This is a genomic window from Xenorhabdus sp. PB61.4 (assembly GCF_963894935.1).
Lineage (GTDB): Bacteria > Pseudomonadota > Gammaproteobacteria > Enterobacterales > Enterobacteriaceae > Xenorhabdus > Xenorhabdus stockiae.
In genome coordinates this window covers 38,478-63,267 of record NZ_CAWQJR010000001.1, presented here as the reverse complement: position 1 = coordinate 63,267, position 24,790 = coordinate 38,478, and the positions used below count along the sequence as shown (strand labels likewise).

The following is a 24,790-nucleotide window of genomic DNA, read 5'->3' as shown; positions in this document are numbered from 1 at the left end:
ATTTATTCCACCCACATGGGTAACCAGATAATGACAAATGACAAATGCCAGTGCCAATGTGCTGGCGTAATTTCGTGCAAATTTACCATATCTTGTTGCGATTGCACTATAATGTTTGATTCTGGCAAACAAATTTTCGACTAAATGACGATAATGATATAAACCCTTATCCATCTTTTTATCCGGCTTTCGGTTATTTTTTCGGTAGGGAATAATCATTGTTACCTCTTATTCCTCGATATAATTTCTGAAAGCCTGTAGTGGTAAGAAGTGACTGGACTCCGCTGGCGCAGGCATTTCAGCAGGAGCTGTATTCCCTTATTTTTTATAAGAAGCCTTATCAGGATTATATACGTAACTATGTCGCCAGTACGCTCGCCGGTGAATTTGATAATCGTCTGGTTTACCGAAAACGGCTGCGGCGTAATCTCACGGATTATCAGCGCAATGTTCCTCCCCATGTCAGGGCTGCTCGTCTGGCGGATGAGTACAACAAGCAGAAGAACCGCCCGCTACAGTATCAGAGCGGTGGCTGGATTAGTTACATTATCACCCAGTCCGGGCCTGAGCCGCTGGAAAATCTGACCTCTCCACCGGACTATGAACACTATATCAGTAAGCAGATTATGCCGATTGCAGATGCCATTCTGCCGTTTCTTCAGGATGATTTTACCACCCTGCTGACAGGGCAAATGAACCTTACTTTCGATTAATTGATATTTTTGCAGGTGACGACTTGCTCAGCTTCAATTAACATAACGCCCCTTTAAAGGGAAATTACTCCCGAAAAGTGTCACAGAACTAGTCATGAAAACTAGTCATAAAGACGAATCCTATCGATAACCAATGATGATCGATATCCAACAAAAGCAGCCACCCTGCAACCATAAATAACATTATCTAACAGAAAACTGAGCCAAAATTTATGCCATTTACTCTTGGTCAACGCTGGATAAGCGATACAGAAAGCGAACTTGGATTAGGTACAGTCGTGGCGCTTGACACGCGCATGGTGACATTGCTTTTTCCAGCCAGCGGAGAAAACCGCCTCTACTCACGCAATGATTCCCCGATCACCCGAGTTATGTTCAATGCGGGCGATACCGTGACCAGTCACGAAGGCTGGAAACTCAAGGTCGATGAAGTTCAACAAGAGAATGGCCTGCTGAACTACATCGGTACTCGTTTAGATACTGAAGAAGAAAATGTCATCCTGCGGGAAGTATTTCTGGATAGTAAGCTGACATTCAATAAGCCACAGGATCGCTTGTTTGCCGGCCAGATTGATCGCATGGATCGCTTTGCCTTGCGTTTCCGTGCTCGTAAGCATCAAAGTGAACAATTTCGTCTGGCAGAAAGTGGTCTGCGCGGCATTCGTGCCAGTTTGATCCCTCATCAGTTACATATCGCTAATGAAGTCGGTAAGCGCCATGCTCCGCGCGTGTTACTGGCGGATGAAGTTGGTCTGGGTAAGACCATTGAAGCCGGTATGATTATCCATCAACAACTGATGGCGGGTCGTGCCGAACGTGTACTGGTTATTGTGCCAGACAGTCTCCAGCATCAGTGGCTGGTGGAAATGCTGCGCCGCTTTAACCTGCGCTTTTCTCTGTTTGATGATGGCCGTTATTCCGAAGCCCAGCATGACAGCGATAATCCATTTGAAACAGAGCAGTTAGTTATCTGTTCGCTGGATTTTGTTCGCCGTAATAAACAGCGTTTTGAGCATTTGCTGGAAGCGGGCTGGGATTTGATGGTCGTGGATGAAGCGCACCATCTGGAATGGAGTGAAAAAGCGCCAAGCCGTGAATATCAGGTTATCGAGCAACTGGCAGAACAAATTCCGTCTGTTCTGCTGCTGACAGCGACACCAGAACAGCTAGGGCAGGAAAGCCACTTTGCCCGTCTGCGTCTCCTTGATCCAAATCGTTTCCACGATTATCAGGCTTTCATTGACGAACAGCAGAAATACCGCCCGGTTGCTGATGCAGTAACGTTACTGCTGTCTGGTGAAACGCTGAGCAATGACCAGCAAAACCTGATTGTTGAGCTGATCAGCGAACAGGATATTGAACCTCTGCTGAAAGCGGCGAATAGCAATCAGGAAGAAGAGAGTGAAAACGCCCGCCGTGAATTAGTTGCGATGCTGATGGATCGCCACGGCACCAGCCGATTGCTGTTCCGTAATACCCGTGGTGGTGTAAAAGGTTTCCCTCACCGCGAACTGCATGAAATTAAGCTGCCACTGCCATCCCAGTATCAGACCGCTATTAAAGTGTCTGAAATTATGGGCGCGAAAAAAACGGTGGAAGCGCGTGCAAAAGATATGCTCTACCCTGAGCGGATTTATCAGGAGTTTGAAGGCGAAAATGCAACATGGTGGAACTTTGACCCCCGTGTTGAATGGCTGCTTGGCTTCCTGCTGGCAAACCGCGATGAAAAAGTACTGGTGATCTGTGCCAAAGCGGAGACTGCCCTGCAACTGGAACAGGTTCTGCGTGAACGCGAAGGGATCCGCAGTGCGGTATTCCATGAAGGGCTGTCCCTGCTGGAGCGTGACCGTGCAGCGGCTTACTTCGCTTCCGAAGAAGAAGGCGCGCAGGTGCTTCTGTGTTCTGAAATTGGTTCCGAAGGGCGCAACTTCCAGTTCGCCAATCAGCTCGTGATGTTCGATCTGCCTTTCAATCCTGATTTGCTGGAACAGCGTATCGGTCGTCTGGATCGTATTGGCCAGAACCGCAACATCACGATCAGCGTGCCTTATCTGGAAAGTACCGCACAATCTGTCCTGCTGCGCTGGTATCACGAAGGTCTGGATGCATTCGAACATACCTGCCCGACAGGTCGCCCGATTTATGATAAATACTATGAAACTCTGCTGAATTTCCTCGCCAAGCCTAACGAACAAACGGGCTTCAACGAGTTTATCTCCGAGTGCCGCACACATCACGAACAGCTCAAACAACAGCTGGAGCAAGGCCGTGACCGTTTGCTGGAGATGAATTCTAATGGTGGCGAGCAAGGGCAGATTCTGGCTGAAACCATTGCCGGACAGGATAATAATACTGATTTGGTGAATTTTGCCCTGAACCTGTTCGATATCATTGGTATCAATCAGGAAGATCGCAACGATAACATTATCATTCTCAACCCGTCTGAACACATGCTGGTGCCTGACTTCCCGGGTCTGCCACAGGATGGCTGTTCTGTTACATTCGATCGTGAAAAAGCCTTATCCCGCGAGGATACTCAGTTCCTGAGCTGGGAGCATCCTATTATCCGTAATGGTCTGGATCTTGTCCTGTCAGGCGATACCGGAAGCTGTGCGGTTTCTATTCTGAAAAACAAAGCACTGCCGGTTGGCACGCTGTTAGTTGAGTTAGTTTATGTTGTTGAGGCTCAGGCACCGAAACACCTGCAATTAACCCGCTTCCTGCCTCCGACACCGTTGCGCTTGTTGATGGATCTGAAAGGTACTAATCTGGCACCTCAGGTGGAGTTTGAAAGCTTTAACCGTCAGTTGAATGCCATCAACCGCCATAATGCCAGCAAGCTGGTTAACGCGGTTCAAAAAGAAGTTCATGCTGTTTTGCAGCAATCTGAACCTCTGGTTGAACAACAGGCGCGTGAGTTAATTGAGAAAGCGAAAAAAGAAGCTGATGAAGTCCTGTCCGCTGAGTTGTCACGTCTGGAAGCCCTGAAAGCGGTCAACCCGAATATCCGTGATGATGAGCTGGAAGCCATTGAATCCGAGCATAAGCATCTGTTGCTGAATCTGGATCAGGCAAGCTGGCGTCTGGATGCAATTCGTCTGGTCGTTGTCTCTCATCAATAAAGAATAGTTATTCTGTCATAAGGGGCATCCATAACGAGGTGCCCCTCTGTTTTATCCCATCGATATGCTGTTAGAATGCGCCCCGTTATTTTTTCCAACCCAATTTTCCAAACCCATTGGAGCGACTATGCTGGAGTTTTATAATCCCCCGACTGACCCCTGGTTACATGTGCTTTATCAGGATGAGCACATTATGGTTGTCAATAAACCCAGCGGATTGCTTTCTGTTCCGGGAAAAGCTGAGGAACATAAAGACAGTATCATGACCCGGGTACAGGCCGAATTTCCCTCTGCCGAATCTGTTCATCGGCTGGATATGGCGACCAGTGGCATCATGGTGGTTGCACTGACCAAAGCGGCTGAACGTGAACTCAAACGACAATTTCGTGAGCGTGAACCGAAAAAAGTCTATATCGCACGTGTCTGGGGGAAATTAGAACCGGAAGAAGGGCTGATAGATTTACCGCTAATCTGCGACTGGCCGAATCGCCCGAAACAAAAAGTCTGCTTTGAAACGGGAAAATCGGCACAGACCGAATATCAGGTACTTGAATATGAAGCACAGGCAACCCGCGTCAGGCTGGCGCCTATCACCGGACGTTCTCATCAGCTTCGTGTCCATATGCTGGCACTTGGCTATCCCATTCTGGGTGACCGGTTCTATGCCCATCAACAGGCAAAAGAGTTAGCTCCTCGCCTGCAATTACACGCACAGGAGCTGTCTATCACTCATCCGGCTTATGGTTCTCCGATGCATTTTGAATGTATCGCCGACTTTTAATTGCCGTTAACTTCTTTCTGACAACGGCTATTTAAAGCCTTTCTCTTTCTTGATCAGATCATAAGCGGCCTGAATGGACTGTGCCTTTTGTTTGGCAAGCTCCATCATTTCTGGTGGTAAACCTTTTGCCACCAGCTTATCGGGATGATGCTCACTCATCAGCTTCCGATAAGCCCGCTTAATGGTTGTGGCATCATCACTCTGGCTGACCCCCAGCACCTTACAGGCATCTTCCAGCGTCGCACGCTGCTGGGCGGCTCCCTGATAATGACCATTCTGCTGATATTGCCCGCCAAAATGACGACCGCCTTCCATCATCGCCAGAAACTGTTCGAATTGCATACGGGAAATTCCCAGTTCTTCAGCAATCACAAACAGCACTTTTCTTTCATTGGGATGAAGTTCACCATCAGCAAATGCAGCCTGAAGCTGGATTTCGAGAAACATTCTGATCAGATCAAAACGGCCGAAACAGGCCCGACGAAGCTGTTTTAATGTCTCACGTAATGGAAACTCAGGGCGTTTACCCTCGCGAAATGCCTGCTGTGCAGCAAGGCGGGCGTCACCATGCAGGCGCATTCGGTCCATAAGCTGGCTGGCCAGTTGGATATCCGTTTCAGTAACCCGTCCTTTTGACTTGGTCAAATGGCCCAATACCTGAAAGGTACTGCGGAAAAACAGTGCCTGCCGCGATGGATTTTTAGCAGGGGTTCCCTGATTCCGTATCCTCACCTTATCAAGGATATGGCCCAGCAGAACACCCACAACAATGCCCCAGAACCCGGCACCAGATGCAATACCAAATATTAACCCTAATAATTTTCCCCAATACTGCATATACTCTCTAATTCCTCAATGCCCTGAGTGAAATTTTGCATTATCATACTATTCATCATTATCATACTATCCATTAAGCTCTGTGCCTAACAGCATGATTAGTGAAATTTAACTTTACTCTGGCGCATATCTATCAAGTGCGTTAGTCTCTCAGCGTTTGTCGGCATGATGCCACTCATGATGGAACCGCATAAGCATCTATGAATAAATGTTATCCCACTTTGCTGGCCACGATGGTATGGGCAGCACTTTACAGTCAGCAGGCACACGCTGACCTTGCAGCACAATGTATGCTGGGTGTCCCTGTCTACGACAAACCCATTATTACCGGGGATCCCAACACACTGCCGATTAAAATTCAGTCTGATGATACCCATGGTGAATACCCAACTTCTGTAGAGTTTGTCGGTAATGTCGATATCCAACAAGGAAATAAAACACTGACTGCCGACAGAGTCAGATTCGAGCAGACTGAAGCTAAAGACCCGGTGCGGACTCTCCATGCTGCCGGGAATGTCAGATATGATGATCCCCAGATAATTCTGAAAGGGCCACGCGCCTGGGCTAACTTAACCACAAAAGATACCGATGTGGAACAAGGGAAGTACCAGATGGTAGGTCGTCAGGGACGCGGTAGCGCAGATAAAATGATGCTGCGCGGTGAGAACCGCTATACCATTTTAGATAATGGCGTGTTTACTTCCTGTCTGCCGGGTAACGATAGCTGGAGCGTTATCGGTTCAGAAGTCATTCTGGATCGTCAGGAAGAAGTGGCTGAGATTTGGAACGCCCGTTTCAGGGTCGCAAATGTTCCCGTATTTTATACTCCCTACCTGCAGCTACCGATTGGCGATAGACGCCGCTCTGGTTTTTTGATCCCCAATGCCAGTTTTTCCAATAAAGATGGGATCCAGTTCATCCTGCCTTATTACTGGAATATTGCTGCAAATTACGATGCGACCATCACACCACATTTGATCAGCAAACGCGGTCTGAAGCTCGATAACGAGTTCCGTTACTTAACGAAAGCTGGCTCAGGCACCGTAGCACTGGACTGGATTAAGAAAGACCGCCTGTATGCAGAAGATAAAGATTTTAATCTCAGACCTGAACGGGATAGCAACAGCCGCTGGTTATTCTACCTGAACCACGGTGGAGTGATGAATCAGGTCTGGCGCTTCAGTGCTGATTATACCAAAGTCAGTGATCCCGACTATTTTACTGATTTCAGCTCTCAGTACGGCACCAGCACTGATGGTTATGCCACGCAAAAATTCAGTATCGGCTATGCCCAGCAGAACTGGAATGCAACGTTAACCACCAAGCAATTCCAGATCTTTACTGCTAAAGTCAACGGCGACACGAAAGCATACCGTGCTACCCCTCAGCTAGATCTGAATTACTATAAAAATGATCTGGGGCCATTTGATTTCCGCACCTATGCGCAATTTGCCAAATTTACCAGCGTTGGTAAGGTGCAGCCGAATGCAACCCGCTGGCATGTAGAGCCTTCCATCAACCTGCCGCTCTCCAATGGCTGGGCAAGTCTCAACAATGAAGTTAAGTTGATGGCAACCCACTACCAACAAGATATTCCTGCGGCGCAAAAAAACTCTGATTTGGAGAAATCAGTTAATCGCGTTCTGCCACAGTTTAAATCAGATGCACAAATGGTATTTGAACGTGCTATGTACTTTAAGCCCGGTTTTACGCAGACACTGGAACCTCGGGTTCAGTACCTTTATGTTCCTTATAGGAATCAGAATAATATTTACGACTACGATTCCTCCCTGCTGCATGCCAATTATACTGGCTTGTTCCGTGATCGGTTCTACAGTGGTCTGGATCGCATTTCATCAGCCAACCAGTTCACGAGTGGTATCACCACCCGTATCTATGATGAAGATTTAGTTGAACGTTTTAGTTTCTCTATAGGTCAAATTTATTACTTTGAGGCACCACGCGTTAAGGATGTGAATTCTGACGGGCAGACACAGAGTCCTATTGATGCCAGTAATAACAGAAGAACGGGTTCTACAACCTGGGCCAGTGATGTTGAATGGAACATCAACTCATCCTGGGGCTTCAAAGGCGGGGTGCAGTATGATACCCGTCTGAGCCAGGTTTCAATGGGGAATTCAGTCGTGGAATACCGCCGTGATGCTGACCGCCTGATACAGCTGAATTATCGCTTTGTGAATCGTGACTATATTCGGGCTACCCTGAAAAACCCTCCCGCATACCAGCAGGGTATTTCTCAGGTAGGTGTGATAGGAAGCTGGCCGTTGACTGATCGCTGGGCGGTCGTCGGCGCATATTACTACGATACCAAAGAGAAACAACCCGCCAGTAAAATGCTCGGTATGCAGTATAGTACCTGCTGTTGGGCTGTGAATGTCGGTTACGAGCGTAAGATAGTCAGCTGGAAGGACAACCAGAGTGAATATGATAATAAATGGTCACTCAATATTGAACTCCGTGGCTTAAGTAACAATCATAGTTTGGGTAGCCAGAAGATGCTTCAGCAAAGTATTTTGCCTTATCAGCGTGCCTTCTGATACCAATAAACAAAATGTAAACACAATAACCCCGCTGTAAGGCGGGATTGATATGATGGGAAACATATGAAGAACTGGAGAACGCTCATTCTCGGGTTGATGTTTGCAATGAACACTGCCATAGCAGCACCACAGGAAATCAATAAGGTCGCTGCCATTGTTAATAATGATGTTGTGCTGGAAAGTGACGTCAACAACCTCTTAGAGTCCGTTAAGAATAACGCAAGACTGTCTGGTCAGCAGATTCCGGATGAAAAAACATTGCGCCACCAAATTCTTGAGCGTCTGATTATGGATGACATCGTCCTGCAAATGGCAAAGCAGATGCAGCTTACTATTCCTGATGCGGATGTGGACTCAACCATTGAAAACATTGCAGCACAGAACCATATGAGCCTTGCTCAGATGAAGCAAAGTCTGGCTGCTGAGGGTATGAGTTTCGATACCTATCGTAATCAAATCCGCAAAGAAATGCTGATTGCTGAAGTGCGTAACAACGAAGTCCGTCGTCGTATTTCTATTCTGCCACAAGAAGTTGATTCTTTAGTTAATCAACTCAGTAGCCATAATGATCAGAATACTGAATTGAATGTTAGTCAGATTTTGATCCCTCTGCCTGAGAACCCAACCCACGCTCAGGTCGAGAAAGCAGAAGTTACCGTAAACAAGATCTTGTCTGACCTTAAAAAAGGCGGGGATTTTGGGAAACTGGCAATTGCTTATTCCAGCGATACACAAGCCTTAAAAGGCGGCAACATGGGCTGGAACCGGTTACAGGAACTGCCATCATTATTTGCTGAACAGCTCCAGTCGGCTCAGAAAGGGCAGGTTATCGGCCCAATTCGTTCCGGTGTCGGCTTCCATATCCTGAAAGTGAATGATATCCGTGGCGGGAATGCGCCTGTTGCAGTCACCGAAGTCAATGCCCGCCATATTCTGCTGAAATCATCACCAGTGATGACTGATGAGCAGGCCCGCGACAAATTAAGACAGCTCCGGGAAGAAATTTTAAGTGGTAAAACGACATTCGAGCAAGCAGCAAAAGAGTATTCTGAAGATCCGGGCTCTGCCATGCGTGGCGGTGAACTGGGCTGGAATGTGCCAAGTGCTTATGATCCTGCTTTCCGTGATGCTCTGGTTAAACTGAAAAAAGGCGAAATCAGCCAGCCTATTCACTCCGCTTTCGGATGGCATCTGATTCAGTTGCTTGATACCCGCAAAGTCGACAAAACCGATGCAGCACAGAAAGATCGTGCCTACAAGCTGCTGTTTACCCGTAAATTTAATGAAGAAGCGCAAACCTGGATGCAAGAATTACGCGCCTCTGCTTATGTGAAAATTTTAGATGGCAACAATGCAAAATAAACCCATCATTATCACCCCCGGCGAACCAGCCGGGGTTGGCCCGGATTTAGTCATTGCCCTCGCCCAATCTGAGTGGCCCGTCCAATTAGTTGTCTGTGCCGATCCTGAACTCATGCTCTCCCGTGCACGGCAACTGAACCTGCCCCTGCAATTGCAGCCTTACTCCCCGGAACATTTATCTGGCTCACAGGCCGCCGGAACACTGAGCATTCTCCCCGTCTCTCTCCATACTCCGGCTGTCGCGGGTGAATTAAACCGGGAGAATGGTACTTATGTAACAGAAACTCTGGCTAAAGCCTGCGATGGTTGTTTAAGAGGTGAGTTTTCGGCACTGGTGACAGGCCCTGTGCATAAAGGGGTTATCAATGATGCCGGGATTGCCTTCACCGGGCATACTGAGTTTTTTGCTGACCATAGCCAGTGTTCACGTGTTGTTATGATGCTGGCAACAGAAGAATTACGGGTCGCTCTGGCAACAACCCATTTACCGATTCTGGATGTTCCCAAAGCGATAACTTTTGATTCTCTGCGGGAAGTGGTCACTATTCTTAATCATGACCTGAAAACCAAATTTGGCATCCCGCGCCCTCATATCTATGTCTGTGGTCTTAACCCTCATGCAGGTGAGAACGGCCATATGGGGCGTGAAGAGATAGATGTGATTATTCCGGCACTGGAAAGCCTCAGAGCCGAAGGTATCTGGCTGGAAGGGCCATTAGCAGCTGATACTCTGTTTCAGCCAAAATATCTGGATCATGCTGATGCGGTGCTTTCTATGTATCACGATCAAGGGCTGCCCGTGCTAAAATACCAGGGTTTTGGCAGAGCGGTGAATATCACTCTGGGGCTGCCATTCATCCGAACCTCTGTCGATCATGGCACCGCACTGGAGCTGGCAGGGACAGGTCAAGCTGATGTGGGAAGTTTTATCACCGCATTGAATCTCGCAATTAAAATGATACAAAACAGTAATGAATAATAAAGTCCACCAAGGGCACCATGCCCGTAAACGCTTCGGGCAAAATTTCTTAACCGACCAGTATGTCATTGATAGCATTGTTGATGCTATGAACCCACTGCCTGGGCAGGCTATGGTGGAAATCGGGCCGGGTCTGGCTGCACTGACCGAACCCGTTGCAGCGCGTCTGGATAAAATGACGGTCGTCGAACTTGACCGTGATCTGGCTGCTCGTTTGCAAGTCCACCCGAAATTGAAAGATAAGCTGACTATTATTCAGCAGGATGCCATGACCGTTGATTTTGGTGAGATCGCCAACGAACTGGGGCAACCTCTGCGTGTATTCGGTAATCTGCCGTATAACATCTCTACACCATTAATGTTTCATCTGTTCAGCTTCACCGATGCTGTCGCTGATATGAACTTTATGTTGCAGAAAGAAGTCGTAAATCGTCTTGTTGCCGGGCCGGGCAGTAAAGCCTATGGGCGTTTGAGTGTAATGGCACAATATTACTGTCATGTTATGCCAGTACTGGAAGTACCGCCGACCGCGTTTACCCCGGCGCCGAAAGTCGATTCTGCTATCGTGCGATTAATCCCTCATAAGGCTATGCCTTATAAGTCGGTACCTCATCCTGTGCAGGATATCCGCATGCTGGCAAGGATCACGACGCAGGCATTTAATCAACGTCGCAAAACTATCCGTAATAGCCTGAGTGACCTGTTTTCTCCTGAACAACTCTCTGATTTGGGTGTTGATCCGGGCACACGTGCTGAAAATATTTCAGTCGAGCAATACTGTAAAATGGCAAACTGGTTATCGTCTCAATCTGAAACTGTCTGATAACGGACATACGTTGCAGTAAAAGGAGGCATTTATGCTCAACGAACCAAGAGTTCATATTCAAGTTCAAAGCGCTTACGTAGAAAGCCAGTCAGAACCGGATCGGCTACGTTTTGTGTTTTCTTACACAATATTAATTCGTAATCTTGGGCATTCCCCCGTGCAACTCATCAGCCGTTACTGGCGTATAACCAACAGTAACGGCCATCAGACAGAAGTTCATGGCGAAGGCGTGGTGGGAGAGCAGCCAGTGATCCCGCCCGGAACGGAATATCGCTACAGTAGCGGGGCTGTTCTGGAAACACCTTTGGGAACAATGGAAGGCCATTATGAGATGATTGATCATCTTGGCAAGCCATTCCGGGTTGCTATTCCGGTATTCCGACTGGCTATCCCAACACTGATAAATTAATTATGTCTACATACCTTATCGGCGATATTCACGGCTGCTACCGCGAGCTGGTTGCGCTCTTACAACAGGTTGATTTTGATCCCGACAGAGATACATTGTGGCTGACAGGTGATTTAGTCGCCCGCGGCCCTGATTCTCTGGCGGTTCTGCGTTATGTTAAGAAACTGGGGTCCGCCGTCAGGCTGGTTCTGGGTAATCATGACCTGCATCTGCTGGCTGTATATAACAAAATCAGCCGTAATAAATCTAAAGACCAGTTGGATGAGTTGCTTACTGCTCCTGATGTCGATGAGCTGATTAATTGGCTGAGAAAACAACCGGTATTACAGATTGATGATGAACTGAAACTGGTCATGGCCCATGCAGGGCTGACTCCACAATGGGATCTGGAAACAGCCAGAATATGTGCCCACGAAGTGGAAGCAATCCTGCGCAGTGACAGTTATCCCCTGTTTCTCAATGCTATGTATGGTGATATGCCCAATAGCTGGTCACCAAAATTAAGCGGACTGTCACGACTGCGTTATAGCACCAACGTACTGACACGAATGCGTTACTGTTTTCCGAATGGTCAATTGGATATGATTTGCAAATCCAAGCCCGAAAATGCTCCCGCGCCACTAAAACCCTGGTTTGAACTCCCGCGAAAAATTCCTGAAGATTATTCCATTGCATTTGGTCACTGGGCAGCACTGGAAGGACGAGGAACGCCTGCTGATATTTATGCTTTGGATACAGGCTGTTGCTGGGGTGGCAATCTGACGCTTTTACGTTGGGAAGATAAACAGTATTTCAGTCAGCCTGCATTTGCTACTCAGTCAGATGATTCAAATTCGTAATCTTTAATGGAGAGTCGTCTGACACTCCATTTCTCAAACCTGACAGAGAAAAATAATTACTGCCGTCTTTCCAGAATTTCAAAACAGTAGCCGTGTGAATTGCGCTCATCAGCATCGTGATATTCAGTAAAAACCGAACTCCACTCATCGGGTTCATAATCAGGAAAATGGGTATCCCCGATCACTTCGGCGTCAATATGAGTCAGATACATGCGACTGGCCAGAGGAATAAATTGTTCATAAATTTTACCGCCGCCTATCACCATGATTTCTTCGACATCACCGGCCGCAGCCAGAGCTTCTTCGATTGAACTGACCCAGGTTACACGATCATCGCTGCCTGGCTGACGGCTGATGATAATGTTCAGGCGTCCCGGTAAAGGGCGACCAATCGATTCATAGGTTACTCTTCCCATCACAACCGGCTTTCCGAGTGTATTACGCTTAAACCAGGCTAAATCACCCGGAATAGTCCACGGCATAGCATTGTCCAGACCAATAACGCGATCCATCGCCATTGCAGCAATCAAGCTGATATTCATTAAGTCACCTTACAGGCAAGTAGTATGAAAATTGCGGACACTATACGGAAAGAGGTAGTAACAGTCGATAAGATTAGTGATTTGTTCAGAATAGATAATTAATTCACATGTATAATTTGGCATAAAAGACCCCCAATATTGGTTGTCCAATCATTGGGGGCACTTCACAAAGCACTTTCTTAAATTCAAAGTATATATTTAACTATCCCATAAGAATTGGAGTCGCTTGGTCACACCCGTTTGTTTTAATACGTAACTTAGTTTTTGAGCATCAGAATTATTTTCAAATAAACAGTTAAATCCAAATTCCTTTGACCACTCAGCTGATATACATTTTCCGATAAAATAAAGTACACCATCAACTGTTATTTCAAGATCTTTTTCAAACAGAGAATTATCATAGCTGAATCCCCGCAATCTAAATCCAGATGGGGCATAGTTATTAACATGCTCTACCCAATCAACAGTCGTAATGTTAATTATTTTTTCGGCATAGCTTTTGATTACAGACAAACTACCTGTATTTAGTATTGTCGTCATGTGAATTTGATCATGATTATATCCCCAAACAGAACTATAGCCTACAACACTAGAGCCACCGGGTACCCCGTAAACTTCTCTGTAATCTCCAAATGCCATCGTAATATCAAGGACTAAATCATAATTTGGAAAAGCAATCACTGGCTTATTAATTTCAGACATAAATTACTCACTTATTATTTGTTAAAGTTCAAGGTAATTTCATCCTACTAGTAAACAGCGAGTAAATATTACTTATTACAGAGTATTATGGCAATATGGAAACTTAATTTAGCGATTAATACAATTTTAAATAAAGAGATCTTTTATAAATTCTTTTTATTAATCGAGTTTACAACTAATTAAGTTGTAAACTCAAAGTTTGCTACTGACAAATATGATAATAAGGTTTCCAACAAGGGACCTTATTATCAGTAAATTAAAACTCCCGAATAATAATATATTTCTCCTTACATCCCCGCCGGAGTCACTACCAATTGTCCTGCCACGCCACGATCGGCCCATTCTAATATCTGGCTGTAATACATAAACGGGTAGTGTTCATAGGATGGCTGCATCATATTGACCAACAACTCGGTTCTGCCATCCACCCAGACGGTATCTTTCCAGCCATAATCCTGCGGCTCCGGCTGTACCCCGTTGTGCTTGATAACTTTGAATCTGGCCCCTTCGATATGAAAAGGCTGTGGAATCGATGTTGTCACTACCCAGCGCTCCCATGCTCCCTGATGGCTGGTAATGTCGGTTCGGTTTGGATTCAGTAGTGCTCCATTGATGCCCTGTGTTTCATCCCCTAAAACAATTTGGCGGTTGCGAATTGAAGAATCAATGCCAGTCGTATCAGTCACAAGCTGAGAAGGTAGCTCTTCTGTGACCAGAGGTAACAACCCACCTGATTTAATCGTCAGAACATTTGTTGAGCGCAATTTATTGGATGGTTCAAACAGCCCTTTCAGTCGATCAATCATGCCGGCAGATTCTCCTGCTGTGATAACAACACTGTCTGCTTTCGACATATCAATCAGCACTTCACGGCGTTCTCCCGGTGCCAGTGAAAGCGTCTGAACCGCCACCGGCGCTGGCAATAACCCCTGATCAGTCGCAATCATATAGAAAGGCCGGCCATCACTGAGCTGTAACTGGAAACGGCGGGCATTGGCGGCATTTAACAGACGCAGCCTAATCCACCCTTTGGCAACTTCGATAAACGGGTTTTCCACCCCGTTAATAACCAGTGTATCCCCAAGGAATCCCTGACTGGCAGAAGCCTTGTCATAGCGGGGCGTACCAAAATTATCCAACCGCTTATCCTGCAAAATAACCGGAAAATCATCGACGCCATAATGTCTGGGTAAAGGCAGGCGATGAGTATTTTCGTCTTCCACCAGCCACATTCCTGCTAATCCTGCATAAACCTGTTCCGCCATTCGGTGTGGTGTATTAGCGTGATACCAACATGTTGCTGCTGGCTGATCAATCGGAATGACCGGAGACCAGTTCCCATGAGCAGGGATCAGGCGTGATTCTCCCCCCATCAGTGTTCCGGGTACCTGTAACCCGCTTACAGTCATTGAAACCGGCTCTGACAGGCGATTACTGTATATCAGTTTAACGTTATCCCCTTTACGGACACGAATAGTCGGCCCCAGATAGAGGCCATTGATACCCGACACTGACGCCTTATTTTTCCCGTCAAAAGACCAGCTGGCTCTCTGAAGAGCTAAAAACAGGGGCTGGCCACCGCGAGATTCCAGTAAGGGGGGAACAGGTAATGCTATTTGTTGGTCTTTATCTGCCTGAACAGCAAAGGGGAGCGCTCCTAAACATACTGCTAAACCAGATGCCTGAATAAATTGGCGCCGACTCAGTGACATATTTTCTCCACGGCAGGAATGAGCTCCACGAAAAGAAAGAATAGCTGCCCAAATTGAGTGCTTATCCATATCTAATTGATTTCAAATTATATCGCGGCGGTATTACCCTTTGTTTTTCAAATCGCGCCTTTGTTGGACACGTGTTGAAATCCACTGGGTATAGATATATCTTATCGATTGCGTTTAATAAAAAACGTTAATTTATCAAAAAGCAATCATATCGCGAACAGGGGATAAATTCTAAAACTATCTTAAATTTATAGTCAGAATTCATCCCCATATCAGAAAGGAGAACTTCGTAAAAATAGCGTAAGTTATTTTTAATTCAATTAACTGCGCTTGTTAAGCTCCTCAACTTCTTTATCCAGCTCTTCAATCTTGGCCTTCATCACCTGATGACAATGTGCAGCCAATTCACGAACCCGCTCTTTTGTATATTCTGTTGTATCAATCGGCGGCAGCATTTCAACAATAACCGTACCATTATTCCAGCGATTGAGCTTGATCTTGCCATGTGTTGAAGAAACACAAACCGGTACAATCGGCACTCCGGCCGCAATGGCCGCATGGAAGGCACCTGTTTTAAACGGCATTAAACCACGACCACGACTGCGGGTACCCTCCGGGAACATCCAGACAGAAACATTGTTCTTTTTGATCTGCTTAACAACCTGTGAAATCGTCCCGTGTGCTTTTGTCCTGTTTTGTCTGTCAATCAGGATATTACCTGTCAGCCAGTACAACTGACCAAAGAAAGGTATAAAAACCAGACTTTTTTTACCAACAGTCACCGTGCGGGGCTGTACAGCGTTTGACATGGTTATCATATCGAAGTTGTTCTGGTGATTACCGATATAGATGCTTGGGCCAACTTGTGGTGCATCTTCAGGAATACGTTCAATCAGTTTGATACCGAATATTGTGTGCAGCTTGCCAAATGCCCGGCCAAAGGTCATCACATGGCGCGGATCCCGGGGGCTGAATAGACAGTAAATCCCACCGAATATACAGACTAGAAAGGTGAACAGAATAACAATGATCCCACGAATAATGGTTAGCATAGTTTCCTCTTGCAAGGCAGGCCAGTGTTGTACTGGCCTGCTGTCAGGGTTATTTAATTATATAAAAATGAAGTTATGTTCAGTTCAATTTTGTTTCTATTTCTACACGCTCGACACGCTGTAAGCCACGCGGCAGGGCTGTTCCTTTACGGCCTCTTTCTGCCCGGAATTTCTGCAATTCCTCTGGCTGAAGCTGTAATTTGCGCTTACCGAAATAAAGCGTGATTGAAGATTTTGGCGGCAATACCAGCAACCAGCTCAATATATCTTCTCCGGAAGCCGCCTGCGCCGAGGTAATAGAAACTATTTTATTGCCCTTACCTTTTGACAGTTGCGGGAGATCGGCGACAGGAAACATCAACATGCGTCCCGCTTTGGTGATCGCCAGTAACATATCATCCTGTTCATTGCCGATCTCCAATGGTGACATCACCTTAGCGTTTTGTGGCAACGTAATCAGGGCCTTCCCTGCCCGGTTCTTGGCAATTAAGTCACTGAAGGTACAGATGAAGCCATAACCCGCATCAGATGCCATCAGGAGCTTCTGATCTTCTTTCGCCATCAGCAGATGCTCAACGGATGCTCCGGCCGGTAATGCCAGTTTGCCGGTCAAAGGCTCTCCCTGCCCTCTGGCTGAAGGTAAATCCAGAGGATCAATAGAATAACTGCGCCCGGTACTGTCAATAAAGACTACCGGCTGATTACTCTTACCACGCACAGCATCGCGATAGCTGTCACCAGATTTGTAATTTAAACCGGTAGGATCAATCTCGTGCCCTTTTGCGCTACGAACCCAGCCCATTTGAGACATCACAACCGTAATCGGCTCTGATGGCAGAATATCATGATCGCTCATTGCCTTCGCTTCTGAGCGTTCTTTCAGCGGAGAACGACGCTTATCACCATAGTTTTCCGCATCGGCAATAATCTCCTTTTTCAGCAGCGTGTTCAGCTTGCGCTCAGAGCCAAGGATTGCCTGAAGTTTGTCCCGCTCTTTTGCCAGTTCATCCTGCTCACCCCGGATTTTGACTTCTTCCAGTTTTGCCAGATGACGCAGTTTCAGTTCCAGAATCGCTTCCGCCTGTGTTTCTGTTAAACCAAAACGCTGCATCAGTACAGGCTTTGGCTCATCTTCACTACGGATGAGATGGATCACTTCATCAATGTTGAGATAGGCTGCCAGCAAACCTTCCAGAATATGCAGCCGCTTGAGCACTTTTTCCAGACGGTGGTTAAGGCGGTTACGTACCGTTTCACGACGGAATACCAGCCATTCACTGAGAATTTCAACCAGACCTTTAACACTCGGGCGATTGTCAAGACCAATCATGTTGAGGTTAACACGATAGCTCTTTTCCAGATCGGTTGTGACAAACAGGTGGTTCATAACCTGCTCGACATCCACACGGTTAGTCCGGGGCACAATCACCAGACGCGTCGGGTTCTCGTGATCGGATTCATCCCGCAGATCATCCACCATCGGCAACTTCTTCGAACGCATCTGGCTGGCGATCTGTTCTAATACTTTCGCACCAGATACCTGATGTGGCAGAGCGGTAATTACAACGTTACCCTCTTCTTTTGACCACACAGCACGCATACGTATCGAGCCACGACCATTTTTGTAGATCTTACGGATATCTTCTTTCGAAGTAATGATTTCCGCATCTGTCGGGTAATCCGGGCCTTTAACGTGCTCCATAACTTCATCAAGTGAAGACTCTGGTTTATCCAGCATGGAAATCAGCGCATTGGCTACTTCACGTGAGTTATGAGGCGGTATATCCGTTGCCATACCAACAGCAATACCTGTTGTGCCGTTCAGCAGGATATTAGGCAGACGCGCAGGCAGCATTTTCGGCTCCTGCAATGTACCATCAAAGTTTGGCACCCAGTCTACTGTCCCGTGCCCCAGTTCACTCAGCAGCAACTCTGCATACTTAGACAGACGGGATTCGGTATAACGCATTGCCGCAAAAGATTTCGGATCATCCGGAGCACCCCAGTTTCCCTGACCGTCCACAAGTGGATAACGGTAAGAAAAAGGCTGTGCCATCAGCACCATTGCTTCGTAACAGGCACCATCACCATGTGGATGATATTTACCCAGTACATCACCGACAGTACGGGCAGATTTTTTGAATTTTGCACTGCTACTCAGCCCAAGCTCTGACATCGCGTAGACGATACGACGCTGCACGGGCTTTAATCCATCACCGATAAAAGGCAGCGCCCTGTCCATGATGACGTACATGGAATAATTCAGATAGGCGTTTTCAGTGAATGTGTGGAGCGGCTGGCGTTCCACACCGTCGTGAGTTATCTCACTCATGTATTAATTTCCTCAAAACCCGTCATCTCTCAAGTTGCCGCTTTAGTTGGCCGCGATGCATCTTGAAATCTACCGGGTTTAAATTTCAATTCAATTGCTATACTTCAATATCAATGGAATCACCCTTTTCTTGCAGCCAGTTACGGCGGTCTTCCGAGCGTTTTTTCGCCAGAAGCATATCCATAACGGAAAGGGTTTCCTGATAATTTTCATCATTGATAGTCAATTGCACCAGACGGCGAGTATTGGGATCTAGCGTAGTTTCACGCAACTGCATCGGGTTCATTTCACCCAACCCTTTGAAGCGCTGAACATTCGGCTTACCACGCTTACGGCTCAGGCGGTCAAGTACCGCACTCTTTTCACCTTCATCCAGTGCATAGTGAACTTCTTTGCCAAGGTCGATACGATACAATGGTGGCATCGCCATATAAACGTGACCACGTTTGACCAGCGTCGGGAAATGGCGGACAAATAAGGCGCACAGCAGCGTTGCAATGTGCAGGCCATCAGAATCCGCATCGGCCAGAATACAGATTTTACCGTAACGCAGCTGGCTGAGATCTTCACTGTCAGGATCGATACCGATTGCGACCGAAATATCATGGACTTCCTGCGAAGCCAATACTTCATCTGAAGAGACTTCCCATGTATTCAGTATCTTACCGCGCAGAGGCATAATGGCCTGAAATTCGCGGTCACGGGCCTGTTTAGCAGAGCCACCCGCAGAATCCCCTTCCACCAGAAACAGTTCAGTGACATTGAGATCCTGTGAGGTACAGTCAGCCAGTTTCCCCGGCAATGCAGGGCCGTTGGTCAGCTTCTTACGTACCACTTTCTTGGCCGCGCGCATACGGCGCTGAGCGCTGGCAATGGCCATTTCAGCCAATTGCTCTGCTTCCTGAATATGCTGGTTCAGCCACAGGCTGAATGCATCTTTGACAACACCGGAAACAAAAGCCGCAGACTGGCGCGATGACAGACGTTCTTTAGTCTGCCCGGCAAATTGTGGATCCTGCATTTTGAGGGATAATACATAAGCACAGCGATCCCAGATATCGTCGGCAGAAAGTTTGACGCCACGAGGCAAAATGTTGCGGAATTCGCAGAATTCACGCATTGCATCCAGCAACCCCTGACGCAACCCATTGACGTGGGTACCGCCCTGTATCGTCGGGATCAGGTTAACATAGCTTTCCGCCAGTAATTCTCCGCCTTCCGGCAGCCAGAGCAACGCCCAGTCCACCGCTTCAGTCTCGCCACTGAGAGCACCGACAAACGGGGCCTGAGGTAATGTCACCAGCCCATTAACTGCTTCCAGCAAATAGTCAGTCAACCCGTCGGCATAACACCATTTTTGCTCAGTTCCGGCCAGTTTATCCTTAAAGATAATTTCAACGCCGGGGCACAGAACCGCTTTTGCTTTCAGCAAATGGGCCAGACGTGAGGTCGAAAAACGGGGGGTATCGAAATAGCTTTCATCCGGCCAGAAATGCACACTGGTTCCGGTGTTACGTTTTCCGCAACTGCCTATAACAGCCAGTTCCTGTACTTTATCGCCATTTTCGAAGGCGATCTGATGAACCTGACTGTCGCGACGAACAGTTACTTCGACCCGTTTGGACAGGGCATTAACGACTGAAATACCAACCCCGTGCAAGCCACCGGAGAACTGGTAGTTTTTATTGGAAAATTTACCACCCGCATGCAGGCGGGTCAGGATCAATTCAACTGCTGATACTTTTTCTTCAGGATGGATATCAACCGGCATACCACGGCCATCATCTATCACTTCCAGAGACTGATCGCTGTGGAGAATCACTTGAATATGCTTCGCGTGACCAGCTAGCGCTTCGTCCACACTATTATCGATCACTTCCTGTGCCAGATGGTTCGGGCGGGCGGTGTCGGTATACATTCCTGGGCGGCGACGAACTGGCTCCAGGCCACTGAGGACTTCAATGGCCTCTGCGTTATAACTAGATTGAGTCATGTTGTAATTCTGTCGGTTGCTTCATGATTAAAGGGCCAATCAGTATTGATTACCCTACGTATCCCGGAACGCCCTCAGAACGGCGTTAGCCCGGAATCCATTGGATAGATACTGTTGATAATACCAGTCGCTTACCTATTTTTGGCAATTTTTTTACTATTGCCGCTGGCTAGCCCCAAGAAGTCAATGATTTGAGGAAAATAGTATTCGAAACCAATAAATGCATGATTTCCACCAGATTCGACGGTTTGTCTGCACTGCATCAGGTAGGCAACCGCCTGACGGTAGTCCAGTACTTCGTCCCCGGTTTGCTGTAATAACCAGATAAGATCCGGTGATTCCAGCGGGTCAATATGCATTACTTTGAGGTCATGAATGTGGCTTTCTTCAAGAGTATACCGCTCTTCGGTATAAGGATTCACGTTTTCCCCAAGATAATCCTGAAGAAGATCGAATGGACGAACCGCAGGATTGACGACTACGGCTGGCAGGCCAAAGCATTGTGAAAGCCAGATGGCCAGATAGCCTCCTAATGAGGAACCCACCAAACCGATGTGTTCCCCTGAGCGGCTCATCACTATTTCTTCCAGTAAAGCTGCCGTATCTTCGGGGTAAGGAGGCAATTGTGGCACCAGCATCTCTATTTCAGGGTGCTGCTGGTGCAACCATGTTTTCAGCGCAGTTGCTTTTGCTGATTGGGATGAACTGTTAAAACCATGTAGGTAAAGTAACGTTGACATTAATACCCGTCCGAATCTAAATCCGGGCAAAATTCATTACTCTTGAGCCTATAAAGCTGCGTTTGCAGTTCTGCTTCTCCGCCACCAGTTACAGGCAATTCAAGGTAACGCCAACCCGGAGCCACTGTATCAAGCATAAAATTAGTACAATGTGGCTTAAATTGCACACAGGTTGATGGTGTTGCTATCACACGAATACCATTCCAGATTACATCCAGCTCTTGGTGGATGTGCCCGCACAGTATTGTTTTCACCTGCGATTTATCCTTCAGGCATTCTGCCAGTGCAGGAGCATTGCGCAGACTGTGCTGATCCAGCCATGTACAGCCTGATGGTACAGGATGATGATGAAGCATGATAATCGCCTGACGATCACTGTGTTCATCCAGACATTTACTCATCCATTCCAGCTGGTATTCCGTCAATTCGCCGTGGGGAACACCCTGCACCTGACTATCCAGCATGATAAGCTGCCAGTGCTGGCCTATGAATATTTGCTTGGAAGGTGAAATCCCCGCCGCCGCCAGTACATCAACCATAGCAGGCTGATAATCGTGATTACCGGGTAACCAGACACAAGGGGCGGGCAAACGGGCAATGCCTTCAACAAAATTCTGATAGGCACCGGGAGTCTGATCCTGAACTAAATCGCCGGTCGCAACGACCAAATCAATATCAATATTCTGCTCAAGGATCGCATCCAACACAGCATGATAACTGCGGTAGGTATTGATACCCAGCAGTGAGCCACCTTTATTGGCAAAAAGGTGCATGTCAGTGATTTGCAATATTCTTGCTGTGGCACCTTTCGCCACAGGTATTTCAAGCAGGCTTTCCAAATGGTTTCCTTTTCCTGTCGGTCATAGAGGGTCATTCTAACGTGTCTTTACACATAAGATCTGCTGACTGGGGCACACTTCACGTTTCCCAACACAAAATTGCCGTTTATATTTCCAGCCACTCTTTTTTCAGTTTTGCATGGTGCAATGCCAGCCACTGTATTGCAATAACTGAAGCCGAATTATCAATAATTCCCTCTTCAACCCATTGATAAGCCTGCTCTCTGCTGACAACCAGTACCCGGATATCTTCATTCTCTCCTTCCAGACCATGGATACCTGAGGCAGTAGAAGAGTTGACTTCTCCTACAAAAATACTCATGCGCTCTGTTGTTCCTCCGGGGCTTGCAAGGTAACTCAGTGCCGGCTGGCAACGTTTAACTTCAATACCCGCTTCTTCTATCGCTTCACGGCGGACAACCTGCTCAGCATCTTCCCCTTCTTCAATCATGCCGGCAATCACTTCCAGCAACCACGGTGTCTGGCTGGTTTCTATCGCCGGAATGCGGATCTGTTCAATCAGGACAACTTCATCACGCACCGGATCATAAGGCAACAAAACACCGGCATGACCCCGTTCAAATACTTCACGCTTAATATTCCCGCTCCATCCTCCACGAAACAGGCGGTGTCTGAATTGATACTCCGTCATTTTGAAAAAACCGTGATAGAGTGTTTTTCGGGAAATAACTTCAACATCTTGTTTCGAAAACGTAAATGGTTTTTCTGAATCTATCGATTTTGTAGAAATAAGCGGTGAGGTAAGATCTTCGCGCATAAAAGCTCCTGTTTGTTATCTTTTAATTCTCTACTATTAAAATGTATTTTTTCACATTGTTCTAAATAAATTGATTTTGAAGATACAAACACTCTAGAAAATAAGGCAATATGGCACAAACAGCCACCTTATACTGCAAGTATTCTCTGCTAGAATCTGTGATATTGTTTTTATGCAGAGGCAACTTAAGCAAAATAGCTGCACAACAAGGAACGCAAATGAAAAAATTGCTATCTCTTTTTATCGCTATGAATCTGGTAGGTTTCAGTACTTCAGGCCACGCAGAAGATCTGTTACAAATTTATAAACAGGCGAAAGAAACTAACCCTGAGTTGCTTAAGGCGCTGGCTGATCGCAATTCGGTTTTTGAAGGGATTGATTTAGCCCGCAGCCCTTTGTTACCTCAATTAAGCCTGACTGCGGGAGCCAAATATCTTAAAAGTTTTCGCAACAGTGAACAGGAAAATCACGGTATCAACGCAGGCTTATCGCTGAAACAGAGCATTTTTGATATGTCCTCCTGGAGTAAACTGAATCAGGCAGAAAAGAAAGCAGGGATTGCCGATATCAGTTATCAGGCAGCCCAGCAGAAATTAATTCTGGATACCGCCAACGCTTATTTTGATGTCCTGAGCAAAATTGATGCTCTGACCTATAGCGAAGCTCAGAAATCCTCACTCTACCGGCAACTGGATCAGACAACCCAGCGCTTCAATGTAGGGCTGGCCGCCATTACTGACGTCCAGAACGCCCGTGCCCAGTATGATTCTATTCTGGCACAGGAAGTTTATGACCGTAATGAGCTGGATAATTCATTGGAAAAATTGCGCCTGATTACTGGTGTTTATTACCCACAGCTGGCTTCATTGAACATTGACCACTTCAAAACAAGTAAGCCAAAACCGGCTGAAGATTTGCTGAAAGAAGCCGAAACCCGCAATCTCAACCTGTTATCTGCACGCTTGATGCAGGATTTGAAACGTGAGCAAATCAAAGATGCTCAGACTGGTTATATGCCAACTCTCGGGTTGTCAGCCAATACAGGAGTTGATAATGAGCACTCGCGCCATAACAATAACGGTAATCCAAGCACCAATCAATATGGTGGTAGCAATTCTGTCAGTATCTCATTCAGCATGCCACTTTACAGCGGCGGTGCAACCAGCTCTCAGGTAGAACAGGCTAAATATGATTTCCTCTCCAGCAGTCAGGATTTGGAAAATACTTACCGCAAAGTTATTCAGGATGTTCGTTCTTCCTCCAATGATATTGCAGCTTCTATCAGTAGCATTGAAGCGAACAAACAAGCCGTGCTCTCCGCAGAAAGCTCACTGCATTCAATGGAAGCCGGTTATCAGGTAGGCACCCGTACTATCGTTGACGTGCTGGAGTCAACCACCAAACTGTATCAGGCCAAAAAGAACCTTTCTCAGGCACGCTATAAGTACCTGATCAGCCTACTGGTTAATCAGCAATCCCGTGGTACTTTGAACGAGGACGATCTGGCGGCACTGAATAATATACTGGGAACACAGGTTTCAACCTCTGCCAGCAATATTATTAAAGAGATGAAAACACCATCAATTCGCTGAATTAATGCGCTATCGTTTTAGATTAAAAAACGTTATATTAAACGCGCTATACTCAATAAACAGCCCGCCG

At 46.8% G+C, this 24,790-nt stretch carries 19 protein-coding genes and 2 pseudogenes; 10 read left to right on the top strand and 11 right to left on the bottom strand.

Annotated elements, in window-relative coordinates:
- Positions 1-2: 2 nt before the first annotated feature.
- Positions 3-171 (bottom strand): annotated as a pseudogene (locus AACX68_RS00300) (IS5/IS1182 family transposase); the annotation flags it as partial.
- Between the two features lie 92 nt (positions 172-263).
- On the opposite strand from AACX68_RS00300, the pseudogene AACX68_RS00295 reads away from it, so the two are divergent.
- The 3 genes and pseudogenes from AACX68_RS00295 to rluA form a co-directional block, all read left to right on the top strand.
- Positions 264-713, top strand: a pseudogene (locus AACX68_RS00295) (DNA polymerase II); the annotation flags it as partial.
- 212 nt (positions 714-925) lie between these two features.
- On the top strand, positions 926-3,835 hold the full coding sequence (rapA, locus tag AACX68_RS00290) for an RNA polymerase-associated protein RapA (RefSeq protein WP_228857727.1): 2,910 nt from the start codon (positions 926-928) through the stop codon (positions 3,833-3,835).
- 127 nt (positions 3,836-3,962) lie between these two features.
- Entirely contained in the window at positions 3,963-4,616 is a 654-nt protein-coding gene (gene rluA, locus AACX68_RS00285) for a bifunctional tRNA pseudouridine(32) synthase/23S rRNA pseudouridine(746) synthase RluA (RefSeq protein WP_228857726.1), read from the top strand.
- Positions 4,617-4,643: 27 nt separating this feature from the next.
- Here rluA and djlA read toward each other — a convergent pair whose 3' ends face one another.
- Entirely contained in the window at positions 4,644-5,453 is an 810-nt protein-coding gene (gene djlA / locus AACX68_RS00280; protein ID WP_228857725.1) for a co-chaperone DjlA, read from the bottom strand.
- Between the two features lie 200 nt (positions 5,454-5,653).
- Here djlA and lptD point away from each other — a divergent pair, with 200 nt between their 5' ends.
- From lptD to apaH, 6 genes are all read left to right on the top strand, one after another.
- Positions 5,654-8,011, top strand: a complete 2,358-nt coding sequence (gene lptD / locus AACX68_RS00275; protein WP_228857724.1) for an LPS assembly protein LptD — start codon at positions 5,654-5,656, stop codon at positions 8,009-8,011.
- 66 nt (positions 8,012-8,077) lie between these two features.
- Complete coding sequence (gene surA, locus AACX68_RS00270) at positions 8,078-9,376, top strand: peptidylprolyl isomerase SurA (protein ID WP_228857723.1); 1,299 nt, start codon at positions 8,078-8,080, stop codon at positions 9,374-9,376.
- Positions 9,357-10,355, top strand: coding sequence for a 4-hydroxythreonine-4-phosphate dehydrogenase PdxA (pdxA, locus tag AACX68_RS00265; protein ID WP_228857722.1), 999 nt, complete (start codon positions 9,357-9,359; stop codon positions 10,353-10,355). The genes surA and pdxA overlap by 20 nt, the downstream gene beginning before the upstream one ends.
- Positions 10,348-11,178, top strand: a complete 831-nt coding sequence (rsmA, locus tag AACX68_RS00260; RefSeq protein ID WP_228857721.1) for a 16S rRNA (adenine(1518)-N(6)/adenine(1519)-N(6))-dimethyltransferase RsmA — start codon at positions 10,348-10,350, stop codon at positions 11,176-11,178. Before pdxA ends, rsmA begins: the two co-directional genes overlap by 8 nt.
- Positions 11,179-11,212: 34 nt before the next feature.
- Positions 11,213-11,590, top strand: coding sequence for a Co2+/Mg2+ efflux protein ApaG (gene apaG / locus AACX68_RS00255; RefSeq protein WP_228857720.1), 378 nt, complete (start codon positions 11,213-11,215; stop codon positions 11,588-11,590).
- 2 nt (positions 11,591-11,592) lie between these two features.
- Complete coding sequence (gene apaH / locus AACX68_RS00250; protein WP_228857719.1) at positions 11,593-12,429, top strand: bis(5'-nucleosyl)-tetraphosphatase (symmetrical) ApaH; 837 nt, start codon at positions 11,593-11,595, stop codon at positions 12,427-12,429.
- A 56-nt stretch (positions 12,430-12,485) separates the two neighbouring features.
- On the opposite strand, the gene folA is transcribed toward apaH, so the two are convergent.
- The 9 genes from folA to nudF form a co-directional block, all read right to left on the bottom strand.
- Positions 12,486-12,971 (bottom strand): type 3 dihydrofolate reductase, encoded by a 486-nt coding sequence (gene folA, locus AACX68_RS00245; RefSeq protein ID WP_228857718.1) that lies wholly within the window; start codon positions 12,969-12,971, stop codon positions 12,486-12,488.
- Between the two features lie 198 nt (positions 12,972-13,169).
- Positions 13,170-13,673: a DUF7823 domain-containing protein gene (locus AACX68_RS00240; protein ID WP_228857717.1), complete on the bottom strand. Its 504-nt coding sequence runs from the start codon at positions 13,671-13,673 to the stop codon at positions 13,170-13,172.
- Between the two features lie 287 nt (positions 13,674-13,960).
- A complete protein-coding gene (gene ftsP, locus AACX68_RS00235) occupies positions 13,961-15,385 on the bottom strand; it encodes a cell division protein FtsP (RefSeq protein WP_228857716.1) in 1,425 nt (474 codons plus the stop codon).
- A 329-nt stretch (positions 15,386-15,714) separates the two neighbouring features.
- Positions 15,715-16,446 carry a 1-acylglycerol-3-phosphate O-acyltransferase gene (locus AACX68_RS00230; protein WP_228857715.1) on the bottom strand — a complete coding sequence of 244 codons (732 nt, stop codon included), beginning with the start codon at positions 16,444-16,446 and terminating at the stop codon, positions 15,715-15,717.
- A 79-nt stretch (positions 16,447-16,525) separates the two neighbouring features.
- Entirely contained in the window at positions 16,526-18,778 is a 2,253-nt protein-coding gene (gene parC, locus AACX68_RS00225; protein ID WP_228857714.1) for a DNA topoisomerase IV subunit A, read from the bottom strand.
- 97 nt (positions 18,779-18,875) lie between these two features.
- Complete coding sequence (gene parE / locus AACX68_RS00220; protein ID WP_099108977.1) at positions 18,876-20,771, bottom strand: DNA topoisomerase IV subunit B; 1,896 nt, start codon at positions 20,769-20,771, stop codon at positions 18,876-18,878.
- Positions 20,772-20,902: 131 nt separating this feature from the next.
- A complete protein-coding gene (gene yqiA, locus AACX68_RS00215; protein WP_099108978.1) occupies positions 20,903-21,511 on the bottom strand; it encodes an esterase YqiA in 609 nt (202 codons plus the stop codon).
- On the bottom strand, positions 21,511-22,350 hold the full coding sequence (gene cpdA, locus AACX68_RS00210; RefSeq protein WP_228857713.1) for a 3',5'-cyclic-AMP phosphodiesterase: 840 nt from the start codon (positions 22,348-22,350) through the stop codon (positions 21,511-21,513). Before cpdA ends, yqiA begins: the two co-directional genes overlap by 1 nt.
- A gap of 106 nt (positions 22,351-22,456) precedes the next feature.
- Complete coding sequence (gene nudF / locus AACX68_RS00205; protein WP_228857712.1) at positions 22,457-23,128, bottom strand: ADP-ribose diphosphatase; 672 nt, start codon at positions 23,126-23,128, stop codon at positions 22,457-22,459.
- A 218-nt stretch (positions 23,129-23,346) separates the two neighbouring features.
- On the opposite strand from nudF, the gene tolC reads away from it, so the two are divergent.
- Positions 23,347-24,720 carry an outer membrane channel protein TolC gene (gene tolC / locus AACX68_RS00200; RefSeq protein WP_228857711.1) on the top strand — a complete coding sequence of 458 codons (1,374 nt, stop codon included), beginning with the start codon at positions 23,347-23,349 and terminating at the stop codon, positions 24,718-24,720.
- Positions 24,721-24,790: the final 70 nt, after the last annotated feature.